Annotated in this window: 20 protein-coding genes; 12 read left to right on the plus strand and 8 right to left on the minus strand. The window is 74.5% G+C overall.

The features are described 5' to 3' along the window. Positions 1-8: 8 nt before the first annotated feature. From ACLJQM_RS38410 to ACLJQM_RS38425, 4 genes are read left to right on the plus strand one after another with little or no spacing between them, the layout of a single operon-like run. Entirely contained in the window at positions 9-1,379 is a 1,371-nt protein-coding gene (locus ACLJQM_RS38410; protein WP_410635249.1) for a hypothetical protein, read from the plus strand. A 9-nt stretch (positions 1,380-1,388) separates the two neighbouring features. Continuing rightward, the gene (locus tag ACLJQM_RS38415; RefSeq protein ID WP_247022652.1) at positions 1,389-1,766 is read left to right on the plus strand and encodes a hypothetical protein; all 378 of its coding nucleotides are present in this window, start codon (positions 1,389-1,391) and stop codon (positions 1,764-1,766) included. Between the two features lie 10 nt (positions 1,767-1,776). After that, positions 1,777-2,982 carry a hypothetical protein gene (locus ACLJQM_RS38420; protein WP_410635250.1) on the plus strand — a complete coding sequence of 402 codons (1,206 nt, stop codon included), beginning with the start codon at positions 1,777-1,779 and terminating at the stop codon, positions 2,980-2,982. Between the two features lie 59 nt (positions 2,983-3,041). Then, positions 3,042-3,629: a suppressor of fused domain protein gene (locus ACLJQM_RS38425; RefSeq protein ID WP_410635252.1), complete on the plus strand. Its 588-nt coding sequence runs from the start codon at positions 3,042-3,044 to the stop codon at positions 3,627-3,629. Between the two features lie 275 nt (positions 3,630-3,904). On the opposite strand, the gene eccB is transcribed toward ACLJQM_RS38425, so the two are convergent. Then, positions 3,905-5,338 carry a type VII secretion protein EccB gene (eccB, locus tag ACLJQM_RS38430; protein WP_410635254.1) on the minus strand — a complete coding sequence of 478 codons (1,434 nt, stop codon included), beginning with the start codon at positions 5,336-5,338 and terminating at the stop codon, positions 3,905-3,907. Between the two features lie 4 nt (positions 5,339-5,342). Then, on the minus strand, positions 5,343-6,719 hold the full coding sequence (eccD, locus tag ACLJQM_RS38435; RefSeq protein ID WP_410635255.1) for a type VII secretion integral membrane protein EccD: 1,377 nt from the start codon (positions 6,717-6,719) through the stop codon (positions 5,343-5,345). Positions 6,720-6,820: 101 nt separating this feature from the next. Between eccD and ACLJQM_RS38440 the strand changes: the two genes are divergently transcribed. Then, positions 6,821-8,197, plus strand: a complete 1,377-nt coding sequence (locus tag ACLJQM_RS38440) for a serine/threonine protein kinase (RefSeq protein WP_410635256.1) — start codon at positions 6,821-6,823, stop codon at positions 8,195-8,197. A 29-nt stretch (positions 8,198-8,226) separates the two neighbouring features. On the opposite strand, the gene ACLJQM_RS38445 is transcribed toward ACLJQM_RS38440, so the two are convergent. The 4 genes from ACLJQM_RS38445 to ACLJQM_RS38460 form a co-directional block, all read right to left on the minus strand. After that, positions 8,227-10,290, minus strand: a complete 2,064-nt coding sequence (locus ACLJQM_RS38445; protein ID WP_410635258.1) for a DUF3488 and DUF4129 domain-containing transglutaminase family protein — start codon at positions 10,288-10,290, stop codon at positions 8,227-8,229. Between the two features lie 446 nt (positions 10,291-10,736). Then, complete coding sequence (locus ACLJQM_RS38450) at positions 10,737-11,861, minus strand: DUF58 domain-containing protein (protein WP_410635259.1); 1,125 nt, start codon at positions 11,859-11,861, stop codon at positions 10,737-10,739. A gap of 2 nt (positions 11,862-11,863) precedes the next feature. Further along, positions 11,864-12,817, minus strand: coding sequence for an AAA family ATPase (locus ACLJQM_RS38455; RefSeq protein ID WP_360776683.1), 954 nt, complete (start codon positions 12,815-12,817; stop codon positions 11,864-11,866). After that, on the minus strand, positions 12,814-14,973 hold the full coding sequence (locus tag ACLJQM_RS38460) for a fibronectin type III domain-containing protein (RefSeq protein ID WP_410635261.1): 2,160 nt from the start codon (positions 14,971-14,973) through the stop codon (positions 12,814-12,816). Before ACLJQM_RS38460 ends, ACLJQM_RS38455 begins: the two co-directional genes overlap by 4 nt. Before the next feature lie 121 nt (positions 14,974-15,094). Between ACLJQM_RS38460 and ACLJQM_RS38465 the strand changes: the two genes are divergently transcribed. From ACLJQM_RS38465 to ACLJQM_RS38485, 5 genes are all read left to right on the plus strand, one after another. Beyond that, positions 15,095-16,378, plus strand: coding sequence for a type VII secretion protein EccE (locus ACLJQM_RS38465; protein ID WP_410635263.1), 1,284 nt, complete (start codon positions 15,095-15,097; stop codon positions 16,376-16,378). A 209-nt stretch (positions 16,379-16,587) separates the two neighbouring features. Next, complete coding sequence (locus ACLJQM_RS38470; RefSeq protein ID WP_247022635.1) at positions 16,588-16,947, plus strand: peptidase inhibitor family I36 protein; 360 nt, start codon at positions 16,588-16,590, stop codon at positions 16,945-16,947. A gap of 78 nt (positions 16,948-17,025) precedes the next feature. Continuing rightward, a complete protein-coding gene (locus tag ACLJQM_RS38475; RefSeq protein WP_410635264.1) occupies positions 17,026-17,874 on the plus strand; it encodes a hypothetical protein in 849 nt (282 codons plus the stop codon). 107 nt (positions 17,875-17,981) lie between these two features. Further along, positions 17,982-19,079, plus strand: coding sequence for a ferredoxin reductase (locus tag ACLJQM_RS38480; protein WP_410635266.1), 1,098 nt, complete (start codon positions 17,982-17,984; stop codon positions 19,077-19,079). Positions 19,080-19,094: 15 nt separating this feature from the next. Next, on the plus strand, positions 19,095-20,357 hold the full coding sequence (locus tag ACLJQM_RS38485) for a fatty acid desaturase family protein (protein ID WP_410635268.1): 1,263 nt from the start codon (positions 19,095-19,097) through the stop codon (positions 20,355-20,357). A gap of 114 nt (positions 20,358-20,471) precedes the next feature. On the opposite strand, the gene ACLJQM_RS38490 is transcribed toward ACLJQM_RS38485, so the two are convergent. Further along, positions 20,472-20,900, minus strand: a complete 429-nt coding sequence (locus ACLJQM_RS38490; RefSeq protein WP_410635270.1) for a hypothetical protein — start codon at positions 20,898-20,900, stop codon at positions 20,472-20,474. A gap of 281 nt (positions 20,901-21,181) precedes the next feature. On the opposite strand from ACLJQM_RS38490, the gene ACLJQM_RS38495 reads away from it, so the two are divergent. Further along, entirely contained in the window at positions 21,182-21,337 is a 156-nt protein-coding gene (locus ACLJQM_RS38495) for a hypothetical protein (protein WP_247022631.1), read from the plus strand. Between the two features lie 154 nt (positions 21,338-21,491). Next, positions 21,492-21,905, plus strand: a complete 414-nt coding sequence (locus ACLJQM_RS38500) for a nitroreductase/quinone reductase family protein (RefSeq protein WP_410635271.1) — start codon at positions 21,492-21,494, stop codon at positions 21,903-21,905. Positions 21,906-21,959: 54 nt separating this feature from the next. Here the strand turns inward: ACLJQM_RS38500 and ACLJQM_RS38505 are convergent. After that, a partial coding sequence (locus ACLJQM_RS38505; RefSeq protein WP_410635276.1) for an integrase core domain-containing protein occupies positions 21,960-22,091 on the minus strand: 132 nt, incomplete at its 5' end.

Below are 22,091 nucleotides of genomic sequence, written 5' to 3' on the forward strand. Positions count from 1 at the left end.
GGGTTCCCGTGGGAGGTCCGATCGAACAGTGCGTCGACACGTCCGCCATCGAGGCGCGGTACCGGGAAATCACCGCCGAGCGCCTCCGGCACGTCGGCAGGCTCGACTCCGCCGTGCTCATGTGGACCAAGGGCCGCGAGTGGATTTCGCGGCACGCCGACCTCTTGTACGCCCAGGCGTCGGCCCTCGCCGCTGCCGACCGCTGGCCGGACTCGGCGGGCCGGGAGTTCCGGGCGCGGGCCGACCGGGACACCTCGATCATGCGCAGCTGGGTCGATCCGAGCGGGCTCGCCAACCTGGTGCTGACCGCGGGACTGCCGCCCACCGGAGGTGACTTGCCCTCGACGGTGATCCGGTGCCTCACCGACCTGTCGCGCGGGATCTGCGAAGCGCACGTCAAGGTCGAACAGCTGCGCAACGACTTCGCCCGGAAGTCGATCAAGGAGCAGTCCGAAGACTTCGACGACGTCTACCGCGAGGTCATGAAGGAGATCGACGGCCTGAAGCCCCGGTACGAGGCCGCGACCGCCGCACTGACCAAAGCCACGGGCCTGGGCTGGCGAGGCCCGCGGAGCGCGGCCCAAGATCCGCCCGGGCCGTCCGCGACCCCCCGGTCGGCGGCGGCCGCGCCCGGAACCGCGTCTCCGGCGTCCCCGACGTCCCCGAGCCCGGCGCCGGCGGCCGCGCCACCGTCCACTCCGGACACACCGACCGCCGAAGACCCGGTCAAGGCCGCGCTCGAAGAGGCGCCGAACGCGCTGGACGCGGCCAGCCAAGCGCTCCAGGGACTTCAGCAGCTCGCGGGCGGCGCCGGGGACTCGCCGAGTCCGGCGGAGATCGGCTCGCCGACCCCCGCCGAGGTCGCGGACCGGCTCAGCGCGCTCGGTGACGGCGGTCCGGGCGACTCCGGGCTGCCGAGCCTCGCCGGGGGCGGCGGCGTTCCGGGCGGTGGTGGCTTCGGCGCGGCCGGCTTCCCCGCGCCCGCGCCGATGCCGGCGCCGGTGGTGGATCCCGGCTCGACGACGACGGCGGCGGCGATCCCCGCGTTGGGCACCGCGGCCGCGACCAGTGCGGCGGCCGCCGCGAGCAGTCCCGGGATGACACCGCCGATGCAGCAGCGCGGCGGTGGCGGGAAGCCGCCGAGCGAGATCAAGCCCGGGGACGCCGAACACCCGGCCACCGGGCGGTCCCGCAAACCCGCTGCCACTCCGGGCGTTCCGCTGCTCGGGCGGGCCGGGCGGCGTGGCGCGAAAGCGGCTCCACCACCCGCGTCGAGACGGCGCTGGGACACCGGGAACGACACCGTCCAGCTGCTCGACGAAGAGCTGTGGCAAGTGGACAAGACCGACGGCGCACCGCGATCCCGCGCCGGTCACTGAGGAGGGGAAATGGCTGCAGCACAGCAGATCAACGGCGACACCGACGCGATGAGCACCTACGCCGGGCAGCTCACCGCGCCCGCGATGCCGCCTTCGCTGGCCCGGCTCGGCACGCCGCCGAACCTGACCGGGCTGTTCGAGGGCATCGCGATGTCGGTGCTCGACAAGGCCGCCACTGCCGCGATGGCCGCGCTGCTGACGAAGGTGACCGAGGACATGGTCACCGACAGCACGAAGGTCAAGGCCGCCGCCGCGGGGTACACCGCCGCCGACGTCGCCAGTGCGCTGACGCTCGCGACGTCGGCGACCAAGGTCATCAAGCAGGGCGCCGACCTGTTCAAGAAGACCGCGGGCACGGTTCCGCACCCGTCCGACAAGACCGCCTGAGGAGAGTGCCATGGTCGTGCCCTACAACCTGCTGCCCATCGAACTGCACCGGGACATGGTCCAGGCCGAGCAAGCCAAGGTGCCGGTGCTGCTGGACGCGGCGAAGATGTGGACCGAGTGCCGCGAGTGGATCGACGCCGCGAGCACGGAACTCAACACCCGCGCCGGCCGGCTGACCCCGGAGTGGCAGGACGACGCCGGCCGCGCGCACGAGGAGAAGACCCAGCGGTCGCTGGCCGAGCTGAAGATGTGGGGTGAGCGGATCGACGCGGCCCGGCCGGCCGAGACGCTGACCACGCTCGCTTCGTCGATCTCGGACGCGCTCGCCGAGGTCATGACGTGCTACGCGGCGTACTGCGCGGCGGATCTGAACCCGCTGACGGCGATCCCGGCCAAGATCGCGGCGCAGCAGGCGTCGGCGTTCCGGATGAACGCGCTCGGCGCGCAGTTCGACGTGTCGATGCTGAAGGTCGTCGCGGCGTCCGGGATGCAGTCCCCCGGCGACCTGATGCCGACGCCGAAGGCGGCCGCGGAAGGCAACTCCCCCGCGGACTTCGTCAAGGCCGCCGAGGCCGGCATGAGCGCGCTGACCGAGCTGGAAGGTCTCGCCGAGTCGGCGGGCGTCGGCAGCGGCGGCGGTACCGGTGGCGACTCGCCGCTGCCCGGCCTGCCCGGGCTGGGCCAGGACGTCTCTTCGGGGCTGTCGCTGGCCGGGCTGTCCCCGGCGACGGCGCTCCCGCTGTCCGGCGCGGCTCTCGGCGGCCTGCCCGGGGGCGGCGGCGCGGCACCGGTGGCGTCGGCCCTGCCGGGCATGTTCGGCGCGGCGGGCGGGCTCGGCGCGATCCCGACGCTGGCCAAGCCGGTCGCCGGCAAACGCGCGCCCAGCCTGGCTTCGGAGGTCCGGCCCGGCACCGCGACCCCGGCGTCGGCCAAACCGGCCGGGAGCTCGATGCCGCCGATGATGCCGCCGCACGGCGGCTCGGGCGCGGCGGCCGGGACGTTGCGCCCCGGCTCGCCCGAGCAGCCCACCGGCCGGGGCGGCGCCGGCCGCCGGGCCGCGGCCGCGACCGACGGCGTGCCCGCGAAGCTGCGCGGCCGCTCCGCCAACGGGAGCCCGGACGCCGGCTTCACCCTCCCCCGCGGCCGCCGTACCGGGGAGACCGACGCCGACTCCGTCCAGCTGCTCGACGAGGAGCTCTGGCAGCCCGGCCGCTGACCGCGACGCCCCCGGACGGTGCACCCGTGCGGGGGCGTCGCGGTGCCTAGGATCGGGCGATGAGCTATCCCCACGCCGACCCGAGCCGGTTCGACGGCCTGCTCCCGCACGTCGAACACCACCTCGGCCCGGTCACCCACGGCCAGGGCGCCCAGCTCCCCGGCGGCGGCAACCGGGGGTTCGCCATCGGCTTCCACGCCCACCCGACGGTGCGGATGATCTCGGCGGCGACCACGGGGGTCCGGTTCCAGCGGATCGCCGCCCCGCTGCCGCAGGAGTTCGTCGTCTCCGCGCTGCCGGACCACGAGGACGAAGCCGGCTACCTCGCGCACGTGATCGCACGCGAGGCGATCGAGCGGCAGCGGGGTTACCCGTACGGCAGCGGCTATGTGAACGCCGAGCCGCTGATCCCGGGCACCGGCATCGCGTTCCTGCTCGCGGCCCCGCACCCGTTCGCCGACGCGGAGTTCGACGTCTACCGCGACCACCAGGGCGAGCCGGCGCTGCAGCTGGTCACGCTGCTGCCGTGCACCCGCGCGGAGTTCGAGTACGTCCACGCGCACGACGACGACCCCGACGTGCTCTTCGACAGGTGGCGCGACCGCGACACGGACATCCTCGACCTGTACCGGAAGTCGGCTGTCTGAGGTCGGTCAACCGCCCACGGCCTGGTTGCGAGCCGCGGCCGGGTCCAGGCCCGGGCCCTCCGGCAACCGCGCCACCAACCCGGCCGGGTGGCCGCGGCGCCCGATCCGCCGGGTAGCCGCAGTTCGGCCGTCTGACGCCCGTCAGCCGCCGACGGCCTGGTTGCGAGCCGCGGCCGGGTCCAGGCCCGGGCCCTCCGGCAGCCGCACCACCAACCCCGCCGGCAACCGCAGCACGCGATCCGCCGGGTAGCCGCGAATCGGCCGTCCAACGCCCGTCAGCCGCCCACGGCCTGATTGCGAGCCGCGGCCGGGTCCAGGCCCGGGCCCTCCGGCAACCGCGCCACCAACCCCGCCGGCAACCGCAGCACGCGATCCGCCGGGTAGCCCAGCATCTTCAGCACCTCCGGTGCCGCCAGCGAGTACCGGCGGCCCATGTCCGTCACCAGGGTCAGCGTTCCCGAGGGCGCCTGCGCCGACGGCATCGCTTCGACCACCGCCGCGCTGCCCGGGGGCACGTACACCCGGTCGGCCAGTGGGGTTCCGGCCGGCGAGCGGCGGGCAGTGGCCGACAGCGCGTCCGCCGGGGGCAAGACCGGGTCGACCCGCAGGCCGGGCGACGAAGCACCCGGCTGGAAGGTCGCGCACACCGTCGCTTCGCGGTCCTGCAGGCGCGCGATCGGCGGGCGGACCGGCGGGGCCGCGCCCTCGGCGTCGTCGGCCGGGTCGAGGCGGTGGGACGTCGTGGCCAGCGACGGCGGGAGCGTGACCGCTACCGGGTCGCCGCCGGGATAGGCGGCCGGCGTCTGGGCGGCCGCGCGCTGGATGTCGTACTGCAGCACCGAAATCGGGCGCAGGACGTCCCGCTCGGCCAGGTAGTACTGCTCGCCGCCACCGGACGGGCGGACCACCAGCAGCATCCCCGCGCGCAGGTCGGTGCGGCCCGGGACGGCGCTCGACGGTTCGCCCGGCCGCGCCACCGGGATCGGGCCGATCGGCGCGCCTTCCGGCAGGACGTCCAGCCACGGCCGGCCGACCCGGGCCCACGGCTCGGCGGTCAGCGCGAGGCCGGTGCCGACCGCGGCGTAGTCCTCGATCCGGTGCCGGTGCCCGTGCCAGACCAGGTAGCGGTCCCCGTTCGTCACCAGCTCCACCAGCAGCGCCTGGTCGCCCAGCTGCGCGCCGCCGGCCGGGGCCGCGCCGGCCAGCAGCACCGACTCCTCGATCCGGGTGCCCGCCAGGTCGCTCGCGGGCGCCGAGCACAGCGACCACGAGCCGGTCAGCAGCCGGTCGGGGGCGGGCAGCGCGTCGGGTGCGTCGGGGATGCCGAGCCGCGGCCCGCGCGGGACGCCGGCCAGCGATTCCCGCGACACCTGCTCGGTGGCCTTGTGGTCGCCGAGCAGCAGCAGCGCGGACGCGTAGTTGGCCACCGGGTGCAGCCGCCCGTCGAGGTAGACGTACCGGGTGCCGGTCTCCTTCTCCACGATCACCGCGGAATCCTGGCGCCAGGCCGTGTTCCCGCCCGGCACGACCAGCCCGTACACGCCGGCGCCGGCCAGCGACACGATGCCGAGCGCGACCCCGGCGAACGTCGCGCTCCCGGTGCGCCGGAACGGCGGCTGCTCCGGATCGGTCTCGCGCGTGACGAGCGCGGACGTCGCCCGCTGCACGAGGAACTGGTACGCCTGCAGCTGGTCCCTTTTGGACGCCACGGTGTCAGCCCCCCAGCCCGCGCACGACGGTGTACAGGTCGAGCACCCAGCACACCACCGGCACGATCGCGACCATCAGCAGGATTTCGGCGTACTCGGCGAACCGGCCGAGGTACGGGTTCGCGCGCCGGGTGCTCAGCAGGACCCCGGCGGCGGTCGCGCCGGCCGCCACGGCGAACGCCAGCGGCCCGGCCGGCACCAACGCGCCGCCGGTCATCAGCGGGCCGAGCGCGAGGCAGCCGACGCCGGCCGTTCCCGCCAGCAGCAGCGGAACCCGTTGCCGCACGATCGGGTACAGCCGCGCCCGCAGCAGGAACCCCAGTGCCAGCAGCGAAACCAGCACGATCGACGCGGTGCCGCCGGCGCGGACGAGCACGACCTGGCAGTACGACACGACCGCCGACGTCCCGGCCAGCAGGCCGGTGAGGAGGCCGTCCGCGCGGGCCACGGCGCTGTGCACGAGCGGGAGCGGCGGCTGCGGGTCGTCGCGGACCAGGTCGGCCGTGCTGCGCGGCAGCACCGGCATCGGGACGCGGGCGAGGCGCAGGGCCAGCGGGGCGAACGCGCCGGACAGCGCGAGCAGGCCACCGCCGAGCACCGCCGCCGCGCGGTACCCGGCGAGGTCGTCGAGCGTCGCCAGCCAGCCACCGAGCACGGCAAGCAATCCGGCTGTGGCCGCCGCCGTGAACACCGCCGGGGCCGCGGCCACGCCGAGGCGGCCCGCCAGCGCGGCGGCCAGCAGCGCCGCGCCCGCGAGCACGAGGTGCCCGGCGGACAGGTCCGTGATCGGGGCGCCGCCGGCCAGCACCAGGCCGCCGCCGGCGAACGCGTACGGCAGCGCGGCCGCGGCGAGCACCGCCCCGGCGCCGGCGTCCCGCATCGCACGCGCGAGCACCACCCCGGCGGTCAGCAGCAGGGCGGCCGCGGTCAGCGCCCACAGCGCGGGTCCCGGCCACGGCGGCCCGGCGCGCAGCACGGCGACCAGCCCGAGCAGCAGGGCCGCGGCACCGGCGGCCAGGCCGGCCACCCGGGTGTGCCGCGGGCCCCAGGCCCGGCCGGTGTGGCCGGAGCCGGTGGCGATCGCGTCGACCAGGTCGTCGTACTCCAGCTCGGGCCAGTCCGTCCGCCGCGGGGTCAGGTGCAGGATCTCGCCGTCGCGCACCCGGTGCGCGCCGAGGGTCCGGTCGAGGTCGAACGCCGTCCCGTCGGCCCGGTGCAACGACCAGCCGCCGCCGGGGACACCATCGTCGGCGAGCCCTTCGCCCGCGCGGGCGAGCAGCCCGGGCAGGATTTCCGCCACAGCGGCGTGTTCCGGCAGCGCGATGTCGATGCGCCGGTGCGGGGTGGCGACGGTGAGCCTGACGAGGCCGGCGGTCTGCATGGGAAAAGCCTCGGCCACCGCGCGCGCGAATGGGTGACGACGGCCGGAACCGGCCGCGCGAAACGGCCCACCGCACGGCTTTCGTGCGGGAGAATGGCGGCATGAGCATCGAGCACGCCGCCGTCGACCTGCTCGCCGACGGCCCGATCGCCACGGTCTACGCCGTCCGGGCCACCGGCGAAGCGGTCAAGGTGTTCCCGGGCCCGTTCGACCGCGAAACCCTGGCCGGGCTGGAGCGCGAGCGCAAAGCGCTGGCCGCCACCGGGCCGGAGCCGTCGATCCTGCCGCCGCTGGGCGTGGTCGACTACCCCGGTGGCCGCGCGGGCGTCCGGATGGAGCTGTGCCGCGGTTCGCTGGGCGCGCTGCTCGCGTCCGGCGTCCGCCTGCCCGCCGACGCGGTGCTGGCGCTGGGCACGGCGATCGCGTCGGCGCTGGCCGCGGCCCACGGCGCCGGCGTCCGGCACGGCGGCGTGACCCCGGACAACGTGCTCTACCGCGCTTCGGGCGAGTTCGTCCTCGCCGACTTCGGGCAGACGCTGCGCCGCCGGTTCCCGCGCGACCCGGCGCACGCCGTGGAGTACACCGCGCCGGAAACCCTGCGCGACGACACGCTTTCGGCCGCGTCCGACCTCTACGGGCTGGGCGCGGTGCTGTACGGCGCACTGACCGGGACCCCGCCGTTCCCGCGCCGGACCGGGCAACGGCACGGCGAGCTGATCCTGCGGGTGCTGCGGGAACCGCCCGCCCCGCTCCCCGGCGACGTCCCACCCGGACTGTCCGATGTGGTCACCCGGTTGCTGGCCAAGGATCCGGCCGACCGCCCGGCGGACGCGGCGGCCGTCGTGGCGCTGCTGGAGAACGTCCGGAACGGCGGCACACCACCGGTTCCGGCCGAGGAACCCGCGCGGCCCGAGCCCGCCGAGGCCGAGCCGGTCGCGGCCGACGTCGAGTTCGACGACTTCGCCGAGGTCCCCCCGCCCGCCCCGGCGGCGCCGGCCCCGGGCGGGCGCACGCTGATCCGCACGTTCGGCGGCCCGGCCGAGCCCACCGGTTCGCCGTCCCGGCGCCGGGCGGTGGTGTCGGCGGGCGCGGGCGTCGTCGTCGCGGGCCTGGCCGTGCTGCCGTTCTTCACCGGCCCGGCCGAGGTGACCGGCCACGCCCTCCCGGCGGCACCGGCCGCGCAGCCCGCGAACACCACGACCGGCCCGGTCCCCGACGTCCACCTCGCGCTGGACAGCCCGGCCGACCTCGGCGACCACGTCCGCCTGACCTGGCAGGCTGACGGCGACCTCGACTTCGCCGTGGTGGTGGCGGGCGAGCGCATCGACACGATGGTCCTGGTCGCCCACCGCCAGCGCGCGATGGAGGTCCCGATCGACCCGGCCCGCCGCTACTGCTTCCAGATCCGGGCGACCGACGGCAAGAACGTGTACACGACCACCCCGGTCCCGATCCGCGGCGGCCGCTGCACCTCGTGACCGGCCGGCCCCGAGCCCGGACCGCGGTGTCAGCGGCGCCGGGCCGGGGGTAGCAGCGTGCGCGGGTCCAGTGCCGAGCGCAGGCGGGTCGTCCACGGCCGCGTCGCCAGGCTCCGGCGCAGCTCGCCCACCTCCTGCCACGCCCTCCGCACCGCGCCTTCCGTCACCGGAACCCCGGACCAGAGCGCCATGTCGAGCACCTTGCCCAGCCGCGTGATCGGCTCCTTCGTGCCTTCGCCCGCCAGCTCGGCGAGGTCGCGCGGGGTCATGCCGACGCGGTAGGGCACGCCGTCCGCGCGCAGGCGGTCGCGGGCCTCCGCCCACGCGCCGAGGACGCCGTCCGCACCCGCCGAGCGGCGACGGCGGCGGGTGCGGATCCCCTTCGCCAGCGGCACTCCCCACAGCCAGCAGACGAGCAGCGCGCCCACGGCGATCGCCGCCACCAGATCCCAGCGGAGCGAACCGCCGGTGGCCACCGGGTCGTCGTCGGCCTCCTGGTGTCCCGGTGGCAGCTGCGGCGGCTGCAGCGACTGCTCCGGTGGCAGCTGGCGGCGAGCCAGCGCGGTCGCCTTCGCGAGACCGGTCTGCTGGCCGGTCTTGGCCGCCGCGGCCGTCGGGTCGAGCGGCACCCAGCCGACGCCGGCGACGGCCACCTCGGGCCACGCCAGCACGTCCCGGTTGCGCACGACCCGGAAGTCACCGTCCACTTCGGACGATCCGCCGAACCCGGCCACCAGCCGCGCCGGGATGCCGGTCAGCCGCGCGAGGGCGACGTAGGCCGCGGCGAACTGCTCGCTCGTCCCCCGCCGAGTGTCGAGCAGGAACCGCCGCAGCTGCGGCCAGCCGTGCCCGGTCGGCAGTTCGGCACCGACGGCGACCTGGTAGTGCGTGCTGAGGAACCGTTCGAGCTGCAACGCCGACTGGAACGTCGGGCGCAAGCCGCGCACGGCGTCCCGGGCCAGCTGCTCGACGTCCGGGGGCACCTGGCCGAGCTCACCGAGTCCGCCTTCGGCCTTCGCGTCGACCTCCGCGCCCTCGAGCCGGGCCGCGTCGACGTCGGGCGACGACCACGTGAGCCGGTACCGCGGGTCCCGGCCGGGCGGGTCGAGCAGCAGCGCGCCCGCCGTCTGGTCGACGAGCGGGTCGACGCCGGTCACCCCGGTCGGCACCGGCTGGCTCGGCAGCCACGGCCCCGGCAGCCCGGTCACCCGCACGTCGGCGGTGCGCGTGGTGCCGCCGGACGCGCTGTCGAGGCGCTCCCCGAGCCGGCGCAGCCGCAGGTCGGTGGACCAGTTGGCGCCGTCGAAGCCGTCGAGGACGGCCAGCCGCCAGCGGTCGACCGGCGCGTCGCTGCGGTAGCGGAAGACTTCCGGGCCGGGCCGGGCGAGCCGGTCGCCGACCTCGTCCAGCGGGTTGCCGAGCCCGTGCTGCGCGAGCGGCGCGATCTGCCGGTCGGTGAGCCGGACGGGATCGCGCCCGGCCGGGTCGAGCGCACCCAGCGCCGCGGCCCCGGCGAGCAGCCCGGCGACGGTCACCACCACGAGCCAGGCCGGCTTCGATCCGCCGGGACGGGACCACAGGGTCAGCGCGCCGGCACCCGCGTAGAGCACGGCCGCCCCCACCGCGACCGGGCCGGACAAGGGTTGGTACGCCTGGGAAAGCGCGGCCACCAGCACACCCGGGAGCAGCGCGAGAAGCGGCTTTCGCAGCCGCAGCAGGACTTCCAGGCCGACGGTCGAGGCGAGCAGCACCGCGAGCGGGACGAACAGCAGCTGCTCCGGGACCGGCCGGGCCGGCCAGGTGGATTGCAGGGTGAGCAGCCAGCCTTCGGTGGCGCCGCGGGCCAGGACGGCCAGCGTCTCCCCGGTCGGCAGCCCCGCGAGGGTGGTCGGGAACGCGACCGCCTCGGCCAGCCCGAGAATCCCGACGGCGAGCACCAGGAGCGGGCGGTACGGCGCCGCTTTCGGCCACCGGGCGCAGAGTTCGGCGCAGGCGTAGGCGAGCGCCACGACGACGAGGACCGGGACGAGCACCGCGGTGAAGCCGAAGACCGGGGTGAAGAGCAGCCCCGCGACCGCCGCGGAGCCGAGCACCCCGGCGACGGCCGGCCGATCGACCCCGGCCCCGAGCCCGGCGGCCCACCCGACCCCGGACCCACGCCCGGCGGCCCACCCGGCTCCGGCTTCGCGCCCAGCAGACCGATCACCCCCGGCCCCGCGCCCGACGCCCCGCCCGACCCCGGCCTCGCGCCCGGCAGACCGATCGCCCCCGGCCCCGCGCCCGACGCCCCACCCGACCCCGGCCTCGCGCCCGGCAGACCGATCGCCCCCGGCCCCGCGCCCGGCAGCCCGCCCGACATCGGTGCGGTCGTTCCCACGGCGGCGCCCCCTACGCGCCACCGTGGGACCGCCCGCGACGCCGGGCTGTACCGCCCGGCCCGCAATTCCCCTCGTCACAACGCCCCCACCATCAGACCGCTTCGCCCGGCTCCACCGTCCGGCCACACGGCGATCGCCCGTGGCCCGATCCAGTCGTGCCGTCACGCTGTCCCCGTCATCAGCGCGTTCCACCGCGCCGCCGCATCCGCCGCGTCCACCGCCGAGATCTGCCCCGCCCCCGCAACCGACCGCGCGCCGAGGCGGATGACCGTGTCCGGGTGCCAGCGCCGGGCCGGGCCGAGATCCGCGTCCGGTCCCGTCACCACCACCACGACCCCGCCCGGACGGCGCCCGGCCGCCAACGACGCCGGCAGCAGCGGGGCATCGTCAGCGCCGTCCTGCGTCACCAGGCACAGCTCGTCCAGCACCACCCTCGCCACGCGCAGGCCGCTGTCCACCGGGGTGTCCGTGCCGGTCGGCGTGATCAGCCGGCAGTGCTGCCCCGCCGTCGCCGACGCGAACAGCAGCGACGCCGCCACCTCGACCGCTTCCTCGAACGCGGCCGCCGTCAGTGCCGCCGGGCGGGTGTCGAGCAGGACCGTGCAGCGCAGCTGGGCCGGGTCGGCGTACTCGCGCACCATGAGCCGCCCGGTTCGGGCCGACGCTTTCCAGTGCAGGTGGCGGACTTCGTCGCCGATCACGTACTGCCGGACCGCGCGCAGGTCCGCCGAGCCGCGCAACGGCGGGTCCGTGATCGGCCCGTCGTGGTGGTGGCGCGGGTGCCCGGCGCGCGCCGGGCGCACCGCGTGCCGCCGCGGGTGCACCCACAGGCTCGCCGTGCCGCCGACCGCCCGCTCGCCGCGGGCGAGGGCGAACAGGTCGGGCCGGTCGAGCACCAGCGGGCCCACCTCGAGCCGGCCGCGGCGGGTGGTGGGCAGCTCGTAGTGGTACGTCGCCGACGCGCCCGGCGCCAGCGGGCGCACGCGCACGCCGTGCGTCTCCGCACCCGTGCGGTCGCCCGCCGCGAAGCCGCCGTGCCGGCGCGTGCCGGTGTTGCGGACGGTCAGCGTGGCCAGTGCGGGTTCGCCGCGCTCGATCCGGTCCGGCAGCACGGTGCGCTCGACCTCGACGTCGGGCCGGAACCGGACGACGGCCACCGCCACGAGCACCGCGGCCGCCGCGATCCCGCCCAGCGCCCGGAACAGCGCGTACCCGGCCGCCTCGCCCACGGCGTACAGCACGACCGCGGCGGCGAGCACGAAGACCCCGCGGCGGGTGAGCCGCACCGCTACCGCCCCGCCGTGGCCGCCGGCGCGGGCGTCTCGGCCAGCAGTTCGTCGACGACGTCGGCGGTGAGCCGCTGGTTCAGCTCCGCGTCCGGCGTCAGCACGAGCCGGTGCCCGAGCACCGGGTGCGTGACGTCCTTGACGTCGTCGGGCGTGACGAAGTCGCGGCCGTGGGTGGCCGCGAGCGCCTGCGCGGCGCGGATCAGCGCGATGCTGCCGCGCGGGCTGGCGCCGTAGCGGACGGCCGGGTGCGTCCGGCTCGCCGTGGCCAGCCGGACGGCGTAGGACACGATTTCCGGGGCCAGGTGGGACTTCCGGACCTCGGCGATCACCGCCTGCACGGCGGCGAGGTCGAGCACCGGCCGCAGCTCGTCCGGCGTCACCCCGGCGCAGTCCCCCATCACGACCCGCATTTCGGCGTCGTGGTCCGGGTAGCCGACCGAAAGCCGCATCAGGAACCGGTCGAGCTGCGCCTCCGGCAGCCGGTAGGTGCCCTCCAGCTCGATCGGGTTCTGCGTGGCCACCACGAAGAACGGCCGCGGCACGTCCTGGCTGACCGCGTCGACCGTCACCCGCCGCTCGGCCATCACCTCCAGCAGCGCGGACTGCGTCTTCGGCGTGCCGCGGTTGATTTCGTCGGCCAGCACGACGTTCGCGAAGATCCCGCCGGGGTGGAACTGGAACCGCTCGGCGTTCTGGTGGTAGACCATCACGCCGGTGATGTCGCCGGGCAGCAGGTCCGGCGTGAACTGGATGCGGTTCCAGCTCGCGCCGACGCTGCGCGCCAGGCAGCGGGCGAGCGTCGTCTTGCCGAGGCCCGGCACGTCTTCGATGAGCAGGTGCCCTTCGGCGAACAGCGCGGCGACGGCGAGGCGGACGAGTTCGGGCTTGCCGCGCACGACCGTCTGGACGTTCTCCGCGATCAGCTCGTAGGCGGCCTTGGGAGTCGGGGTCACGTTTCCTTCTTCGCCTCGGTTTTTCCGGTCTTCTTGAGCAGGCGGCGCGTTCCCAGCAGCGCGAGCGGGCCGAGCACGACCACGAACGCGGGCGTGCCCTGGAAGTGGTCAGAGCCGGTGCCCGCCGACGTCGTGATGGTGACGTCGACCGGGATCGCGCCGACCCAGTAGATGTTCGAGATGGTGAGGTTCGTGGTACCGCTGCACGGAACGGACGGGGACGAGCCACCCAGCGCGCTCGCCTTGCACGTCGCGGCCGCGCCGTTGCCGTTCGCCGTCACGGTGACGATGATCTGCTGGTCCGGCGCGCCCCGGCCCTGGACGTGGGTGATCTTCACCGTCGGCGGGCCCGAGGGCACGCGCACCGTCTTCTTGCCCGGGCTCCCGGTGAGCGCGGCGCCCGAGCCGTACCTGGTCACCGCGCGGACGGTGACCGTGACGGACCCGGTGAGCCCGGAGAACTGCGCCGACGTCCCGGAAACCTGGCGCTCCCCCGCACCGGTCGCGCTCACCAGGTAGTGCACCAGGTCCGCTCCGTGCAGGTCCGGCGCGGACCAGCTCGCCGACACCTTCCCGCCCAGCGCGGCGGTCAGGGTGACCGCGGGCGCGCCGGCCGCCTGCCCCGGCACCGCCGCCTTCGCACTGGCGCCCGGGCCGGTGCCCGCGGAGTTCACGGCGGACACCGTGACTACGTAGGACTTCCCGTTGTCCAGCCCGCTCACGGTGGCGCGCCGCGCCGAGCCGGCGACCGTCGTCGACCCGCCCGGCCAGGACACGTGGTACGCGGTGATCCGCGCGCCGTTGTCCGCCGCGCCCGACCACGTCACCTTGATGGCGCCGTCGGAGGCGGACGCGTTGACGTTGCGCGGCGCGCCCGGCGGCGTCGCCCTCGCGACCGGCGGCGGCGCGGGCCGGGACGGCGGCTGCTGTTGTTGCTGCTGCTGCTGTTGCGGTGGTGGCGCCGAACCCGTGTCCGACGGCTGCGGCGGAGCCGGCGGCGGGGTGGCGGCCTGGTGCCGCGCCTGCTCGTCGACGGCCACGTCGGCCACCGAGCCGCTTTCGCCGTCGACGACCAGGACGTGCGAGCCGTCCGCGCTGTCGACGTAGACGCGGTCGTCCTGGCCGTGGGCCAGCCGCGGCCGCCCGGCGGCGCCGGGAACCTTCTTGGTGCTCTTGAGCGAGCCCCGGCTGTCGTAGGTCCGGACCTCGTTGCGGGTCTCGTCGACCAGCGCGACGACGTGCGCGGTGGCGACCGGGCCGCTGAACCGGCCGTCCTTGGGCAGGTCGACCGAAACCGGGTGGCCCGCCGGCCCGTCTTTGCCGAGCCCGGCGGTGTCGAGCAGGTGCAGCTGGTTGCGGTCCGGGTCGGCGACGGCCAGCCGCCCGTCGACCGAGGTGTCGGCCACCAAGGCGGTCGGGGGCAGCTTGACGCCGATCGCGACCGGCTCGCCCAGGCCGTCCTTGCTCACCGGGCTCAGCGTGTCCGCGGTGACGTCCAGCAGCACCGGCCGGTCGTCGACGAGCGCCGGCAGCCCGCTGTGCCCGGCGGGCAGCTGCGCCGGGCAGGTCGGGGTGGCGGCCCCGCGCGGCAGTTCGCACACCGAGCCGGTGTCGATCCGGTACACCCACAGGGTTCCGTCGGTGGTCGCGACGGGCGAGGACAGCGGGCCGCCGGCCGCGACGGTGGCCACCGGGTCGCCGAGCCGGACGATCCGGCCGGCGTTGCGGTAGACCAGGTACGGCCCGCCCGCGACCTCCAGCACCGACGGCGTTTCGGTGGCGGGCGGCGCGATCGCGCTCTCGACACCCAATGTCGACTTGTCGAACATGCTGATCCGCGACCGGTCGACGACGTAGCCGGACCGGCCGCCCTGCACGACCTGGCTGCCCGGCCCGGCGGGCACCCCCGCCCGCGCGTCGACCTGGCCCGCGCCGCCGTCGACGTGCAGCGCCGATTGGAGTGCATCGCTGTACACCCAGTGCCCGGACTGGACGTACTCCAGGTCCGACGGCATCGGCGCGCGGCCGGCGACGGCCACCCCGATCAGCGCGAGGCACCCGGCGACCAGGAACGCGACCACCAGCCGGGTCCGCGCGGCGGCACCCAGCCCGCGGCCCTTCTTCTCCGTGCCCTCCCCGGCCACGTCGACATACATGGCCCCGACGCTAGGGCCCGATCATGAAATTTCGATGAAACGCCGTGACCCGCACCGATGTCATCGAAACCTCAGCTCCACCGGGGAACCTGGCCCCCGGACCGGCAGGAGGAGGGGCACGATGACGGATTCCGGCGCGGCTCGGGCGAACGGGTACCGCGGCGCGCCCGCGCCACCGCCCGCGCACCCCGCGGCCACCCGGCCGGCCGCGTTCGGCGCGGCGGCCGGCGCGGACGCGGCTTCCCGCGCGGCGGCACGAGAGGCCGCGCTCGCCGCGTTGTCCGCGGCACGGCAGCCGTCGTCCCCAGCGCGCGTCCCGGCGCCCGTGGCGCCGCCGAGCCCGCCGCGGACTCCCCCGCCGGCGCACCACCGCCCCACCGGACGGCCGCGCGCGCTCGGCGCCGCGCGGATCGTCTGCGGGCAGGTCGTCCTGGTCGCGCTGGTGCTGGCCGCGACCCGGCCGTGGCCGGTGCTCGTCGCCGTGGCGATCCCGGCGGCGGTGGTCGTGGCCCTGACGACGGTCCGCGTGCACGGCCGCTGGCTGTCCGCGTGGCTGGTGGTGGGCTCGGACTACCTGCTGCGGAACCGGACCCGCGACCTGCGCGGCCCGGCCGAGGCGGGTCGCGAGCTGCTGCGGCTGCTCTCGCCCGAAGCGACCGGGACCACCGGCGACACCGGCTTCCTGCTCAGCCGCGCGGCCGGGATCACCGTGGTACTGCAACCGAAAACGGCCGGGCGGGACCCGGCGATGCCGTCTCCGGAGACCTTGCTCCCCCCGCCGCACGAACAGACCGAGGCGGTCGCGGCGCAGGTCGTCCACCACGCGGGGATCCCGCGGGACCGTCCGCCGAGGGTGTGGCTGGCACTGCAGGCGCTGCGCACGGTCGACGTCCAGCACGACACCGACGTCCAGCGAGCGCTCGGCAACGCCGTGCGGCGGGTGCAGCGCCGGCTCCGCCGGGACGGGCTGCCCGCCCACGGCCTGACCGAACCGGAGCTGCTGGGCACGCTGGCCTCGCTCGCGCACGTCAACGCGGGCCGCGGGCAGGTGCGCGAGGACTGGCGGTACTGGCACAGCGGCAAGATCGCGCAGGCGACGTTCCGGCTCGGCGGCTGGGCGGAGCTACCGCCCGGGGTGGCGCCCCAGCTGCTGCGCTGGCTGCCGGCGAAGCTCCCGCGCGCGGCGGTCACGGTGGCCGTCACCGCCCACCGCCCGACCGCGACGGCACCCACCCGCACCGAAGCCACCCTCCGCCTCGCGGCGGCGAGCACCGCGGAGCTGGACCACGCGGCCGCGGAGCTGACCCGGTTGGCGGGTGAGTGGGCGCTGTCGGTGGACCGCCTCGACGGCCGCCACGCCCAGGGGGTGGCGGCGACGGTGCCGATCGGCCTCGCCGGTCCGTGACCGCGCACGCGGGAATCGCCACGTCGTCGCCGAAGTCGGTGCTTTTCCCAGCAGCAACCCAGGTATTCCGGCCGAAACATTCACTCGGGCCAAGTGGGTGAGACGAGTAACAACGTGGTTTTCCGCAGCGAATCTGGTGGGGCGCAGCAACGAAATGGAGGAACGCCGAAGAGCGCTCGACAACCAGTCCGAACAGATGGAGAACCGAAATGAGACGGAAAATCGTCGCGGCCGCGTTGATCGTGGGCATCCAGCCGGTGCTCGTGGGCCTCGCCACCGCGGGGCCCGCGTTCGCCGACTGCCCCGCCAGCACGTTCTGCCTATACCAGACGCACGACTACCACGACGGCGAGTACCGGTACGCCCCGACCACGACCTGCACCAACCTCGGGGCGGGGATCACCAACAACGCCAACTCCATGCGGAACTACCGCAACCACCAGGTGCGGCTGTGGGACCTCCCCGGCTGCGGCGGCGCGCTCACCTACACCGCGCAGGCGTTCTCCTACGACTCGGACTTCGGGAACAACGGCTTCTCGAACAAGGCCAGTTCGCTCAAACGCATCTGACCGGCACCACAAAGGGGTGGCCGGCCGTGCGCCGGCCACCCCGCCGACCGCTGAATTCCGGCAGAACAGGAAATCCCGATGCCGCGGTTGCCCTTGCTCGTCTGCGTCACCCTCGTCCTCGCGGGCTGCGGTGCCCCCGCGCCCGCCGGGGTCCCGCGGACCACCGACCCGCTCGCGCCCACCGAGCAGGTCAAGGCGCTCCGGTTGCCGTTGGACGCGTACTCGTTCTCCGACGCCGAGCTGTACACGATCTCCGACGCCGAAGACGTGCTGATCGCCGACTGCCTGCGCGTCAAGGGGTACGCGTGGCAGCCGATCCACCGCCCCGCCGATGCGCCGGACCTGCGCAACCGCCGCCGGTACGGCGTCGTGGAAGCGAAGATCGCCGAGTTCGGCTACCACGTGCCGGCCGGCCTGCTGACCCCGGTGAGCCTCGAGCGCGCCTACGACGAACAGGACCGCATCCTGAGCGACGGCGCGAAGGAAGCCGCGTTCAGCGAGAACGGGTGCGGGCCCCTGGCGGCCAAGGCCCTCGGCGCCGACGGCAACGCCGACCAGGCCCTGCTGGTGCAGACCGGCCGTTCGTCGCTGTACGACACCCTCAAGCAGCCGCCGGTCGCGGCGGCGCTGGACTCCTGGCGCACGTGCATGCACCAGGCCGGGCTCGACTACCCCGACCCGCTCGCGGCGATGGCGGACCCGAAGTGGTCGGCGGACGGGTCCGCCGGTCCGTCGAAGCCGGAGACCACGACCGCGGCGGCCGACGTCACCTGCAAGGACAAGAGCGCGCTCGTCGACACCTGGCACGCCGCCGAAGTGCGGTTCCAGACCGCGGCGGTGGCGCAGCACTCGAGCTACTTCACCGGGATCCGCACGAAACTGGACCAGGAGCTCACCGCCGCGAAGGCCGTCTTGGCGCGCCCGTAGCCCACCGCCGGGACGTTCAGCCTGCAAGTTGAGTGCACGCCTGTACACTCAATCGGCATGGTCACCTTCGACTTGTCCGGTGAAGCCCCCGCCCGGGGTGGTGCGTGATGGCCGAAGTGGGGATGCGTCCCCCGGCGTCGCCGCTGCGGCGCCGGGCGTTGCGCGCGCTGCGGTGGCTCTTCACGCCCCTGCGGCCGGACGACTACCTCGAACTGATCAACCCCCTGTGGTCGACCCGGGAGCTGCGTGGGCTCGTCGAGCGGGTCGAGCCCGAACGGGGCGGCGCGGCCACCGTGCTGATCCGGCCGGGCTACGACTGGGTCGGGCACCGGCCCGGCCAGTACGTGCGGCTGGGCGTGGTGATCGACGGCGTGCACCACTGGCGCGCGTACTCGCTGACGTCGAGCCCGGGCCGCGCGGACGGGCTCATCTCGATCACGCCCAAGAAGGTCGACGGCGGGGTCGTCTCGCCGTACCTGGTCGAGCGGGCCCGGCCCGGTGAGCTCGTGCGGCTGGGCGAGGTCGAAGGGGCGTTCACGCTGCCCGAGCGGCTCGACCGCGGCCTGCTGTTCGTCACGGCGGGCAGCGGCATCACGCCGGTCATGAGCATGCTGCGGCACCTGGCGCCGGGCCCGGGGCTGCGCGACGTCGTGCACGTCCATTCGGCACGGGACGCGACCGGCGTCATCTTCGGCGAAGAACTGGAGGCGCTCGAGAAGGAGCACGACGGCTTCCGGCTCGAACTGCGCGTCACCGGCCGGGACGGGCGGTTCGCCCCGGCCGAGCTGGACACCCTGTGCCCGGACTGGCGAGAGCGGGAGTGCTACGCCTGCGGCCCCGGCGAACTCCTCGACGCGCTGCAGGCGCACTGGAAGCGCCACGGCGACGTCGAGCGGCTGCACCACGAACGGTTCCAGCCGATCGTCGGTGGCGAAGGTGCCGAGGGGGCCGGCGGGTCGGTGCGCTTCGCCCACCGCAACCTCGACGCCGACTGCCCGCCCGGCACCCCGATCCTCGTCGCCGGCGAGGAAGCGGGCGTCGACATGCCCTTCGGCTGCCGGGTCGGGGTGTGCCACACGTGCGTCCTGCCGATCCGGGAGGGCCGCATCCGCGACCTGCGCACGAACGTCGTCAGCGAGAAGCACAACGAGATCGTGCGCACCTGCGTGCACGGTGCCGAAGGCCGGGTCACGGTCGAACTCTGAGCGAGAAGGGAACCCATGTCCTCGACAACCCACCCGTTCGCCCACCTGAGCGCGGACCAGCTCGACGAACTCGCCCGCGAGTTCGACGCCATCCACGACCAGGTGCGCGCCGACCTCGGCGAACGCGACCGCCGGTACATCAAGGGCGTGATCCGGCTGCACCGGCAGATCGCCGTCGCCGGCCGCGCCCTGCTGCTCGGCTCCCGGTCCAAAGCAGCCTGGGCGGCGGGCACCGGCTGCCTGGCCGTCGCGAAGATCCTGGAGAACATGGAGATCGGGCACAACGTCCTGCACGGCCAGTGGGACTGGATGAACGACCCGTACATCCATTCGTCCACTTGGGACTGGGACACGGCGTCGACCGCGGCGGCGTGGAAGCACTCGCACAACTACATCCACCACACGTACACGAACATCCGCGGCAAGGACAAGGATCTCGGCTACGAGATCATGCGCATCGACCCGCACCAGAAGTGGCACCCGGCGTACCTGGCGCAGCCGTTCTACAACCTGCTTCTGATGGCCTTCTTCGAGTGGGGCGTGGCGGTCCACGACCTCGACGTCGAAGCGATCCGCGCCGGTGAGAAGCCGCTGAAGGACGTGTGGCACGACATCAAGGGCATCTCGGGCAAGGCCCGCGACCAGATCCTCAAGGACTACGTCGGCTGGCCGCTGGTGAGCGCGCTCGCCGCGACCGCCGTGGGACGGCTCGTGCGGCCCGAACCCCGGTCACGGCGCCGGGTGCTCGCGGACCGGGCCCGCGGCCGCGGTTTCCGGGGCGCCGTGCGGGCCCAGCTCGCCGCCGTCCGCAAGGAAGGCGGCGGCACGTTCGCCGCGACGTTCTGGGCGGACTTCACCGCGAACATCATCCGCAACCTGTGGGCGCATTCGATCATCTTCTGCGGCCACTTCCCCGACCAGACGTACACGTTCGGCCAGGACGAGGTCCGCGACGAAACCCGCGGCGGCTGGTACGTCCGCCAGCTCGTCGGCGCGGCGAACATCACCGGCTCCCCGCTGTTCCACCTGATGAGCGGCAACCTCGGCTACCAGGTCGAGCACCACCTGTTCCCGGACATGCCCAGCAGCCGCTACTCGGAGATCGCGCCGCGGGTCCGGGACATCTGCCGCCGCTACGGCCTGCCGTACAACACGGGCCCGCTGTCCCGCCAGCTCGGCACGGTCCACCGGACGATCCTCCGGCTGGCCTTGCCCGGCGGGAGGCCCCGCCCGAAGCCCGGCCCCTACCGCGGCGACGAGGTGGCCCGCGCGGCGTAAGGGCCTGGTCCGGAGGGTGTCTGGTGCCGCACGGCGGTTGTACGAAGGTCGGGCCGAGCGCCCCAATCTGGCGTTGGGTGCGTCCAGCGCAACCAACGCCACATTGGGGTTTTCTCAGAAGCGGTGTTGGTGTTCATGGTGGGTGAGCACGAGGGTGGCCTGGGTGATGGCGCCGAAGGCGCGGTGCTTGCCGGAGTACCACAGGTGCACGGTGTCTCCCCGGTTCTTGCCTTTGGTTTTGATCGTGGTCGCCGCGATCCGGTCGGCGGGTATCAAGGTGCCGTCGAGGATCAGGTGGGTGTCGCCGGCGCGGCGGCGGGCGGTGAGGATCTGGTGCAGGTCGGGAGCTTGTGCTGCCAAGGCGGTGATGCCTTCGTGCAGGTAGCGGTAGGCGGTGGCGACGCTGATGGCGTTGTCGGTGGCGGGCCGGTCGACGGGGGTGGCGTCACGGAACCAGCGCAGGATCAGCACTGCCTGGTAGCAGGGGGTCAACGCTCGTCGGTTGCGGCGGGTGCCGCGGTCCTGGCGTTCGGCTTGCAGCACGCCGTCGACGAACAGGGCCAGTTCACGTGCCACATCGAGGGTGGCACCCTAGGAGATCACATGGGGGCAACACACACCCGCACCCGTCCCTACTGAGAAAACCTCAATGTGGCGCTTGCCCGGGGCGCAGTCGTCGGTGGTCAGCGCGGGCTGAGTGACGCGCGCCATTCTTTCGAGTGAGAACACGTGTTTGGGAAGCCGGTTTCGCGGGCATCCCCGGCGCGGGTCGAGCCGGCGCCAACCCCGGGTGCCGGCCTCTCGGAAGAAGGAGCAGTTCCACCGTGATCATCCTCGGCGTCATCCTGATCATCCTCGGCTTCGTCATCGGCATCCCGGTGCTGTACACGATCGGCATCGTGCTCGCGGTCGCGGGCGTGGCCTTGGCGATCCTCGGCGGGACCGGGCGCAAGGTCGGCGGCCGCGCGCACTGGTTCTGAGCCGGCGAGCCGAGCACGACGGCCGGCCCTCGCCCCGCGAGGGCCGGCACCGTCCCCAGTGGACGCCCGCCCGGCTACTTCGAGCGTGCCGTTTGGGCCGCGTCCGGCCGCGAGCGGCGAACACGGACCGTCGTCAGCCGATACCATGGCGGGCATGCCCGATTTCGACGAGATCAACGCCAAAGTCATCGACGAGTACCGCGCCAACGGCGGTGAGCTCAGCGGTGGGTTCGCCGGTGAGAGCCTCATCCTGGTGCACCACTTCGGGGCCAAGTCCGGCACCGAGCGCATCTCCCCGCTGGCGGTCTACGCCGAGGGTGAGCGCCTGTTCGTCTTCGCCAGCAAGGCCGGCCTGCCGGAAAACCCGGGCTGGTACTACAACTTGCTGGCCCACCCCGACGTGACCGTCGAACTCGGCGACGAGACCTTCCCCGTCCGGGCGACCGAGATCACCGGTCCCGAGCGGGACGAGATCTACGCCAAGAACGTCGAGAAGCGCCCGCAGTTCGGCGAATACCAGGCCAACGTTGACCGGCTCATCCCGGTCGTCGAGCTCGTCCGGCGCTGAGCGCGTCCGGGCTTCCCCGCCGGCGACGTTCCGGCGCGGGAAGCCCGGGCCCCGCTAGCTGTGATGTCCGGGGAGGTTGGTCAGCCGGGTGACCGGCGGCTTGCCGCCGGTTGAGCTGTGGGGTCGATGATGATTGTAGAAGTGCATCCAGCCCGGTAACGCCGCCCGGCGCAGGGCATCGGACGG

Origin of the sequence: Amycolatopsis sp. cmx-4-83 (assembly GCF_046548815.1) — a bacterium.
Taxonomy (GTDB): domain Bacteria; phylum Actinomycetota; class Actinomycetes; order Mycobacteriales; family Pseudonocardiaceae; genus Amycolatopsis; species Amycolatopsis pretoriensis_A.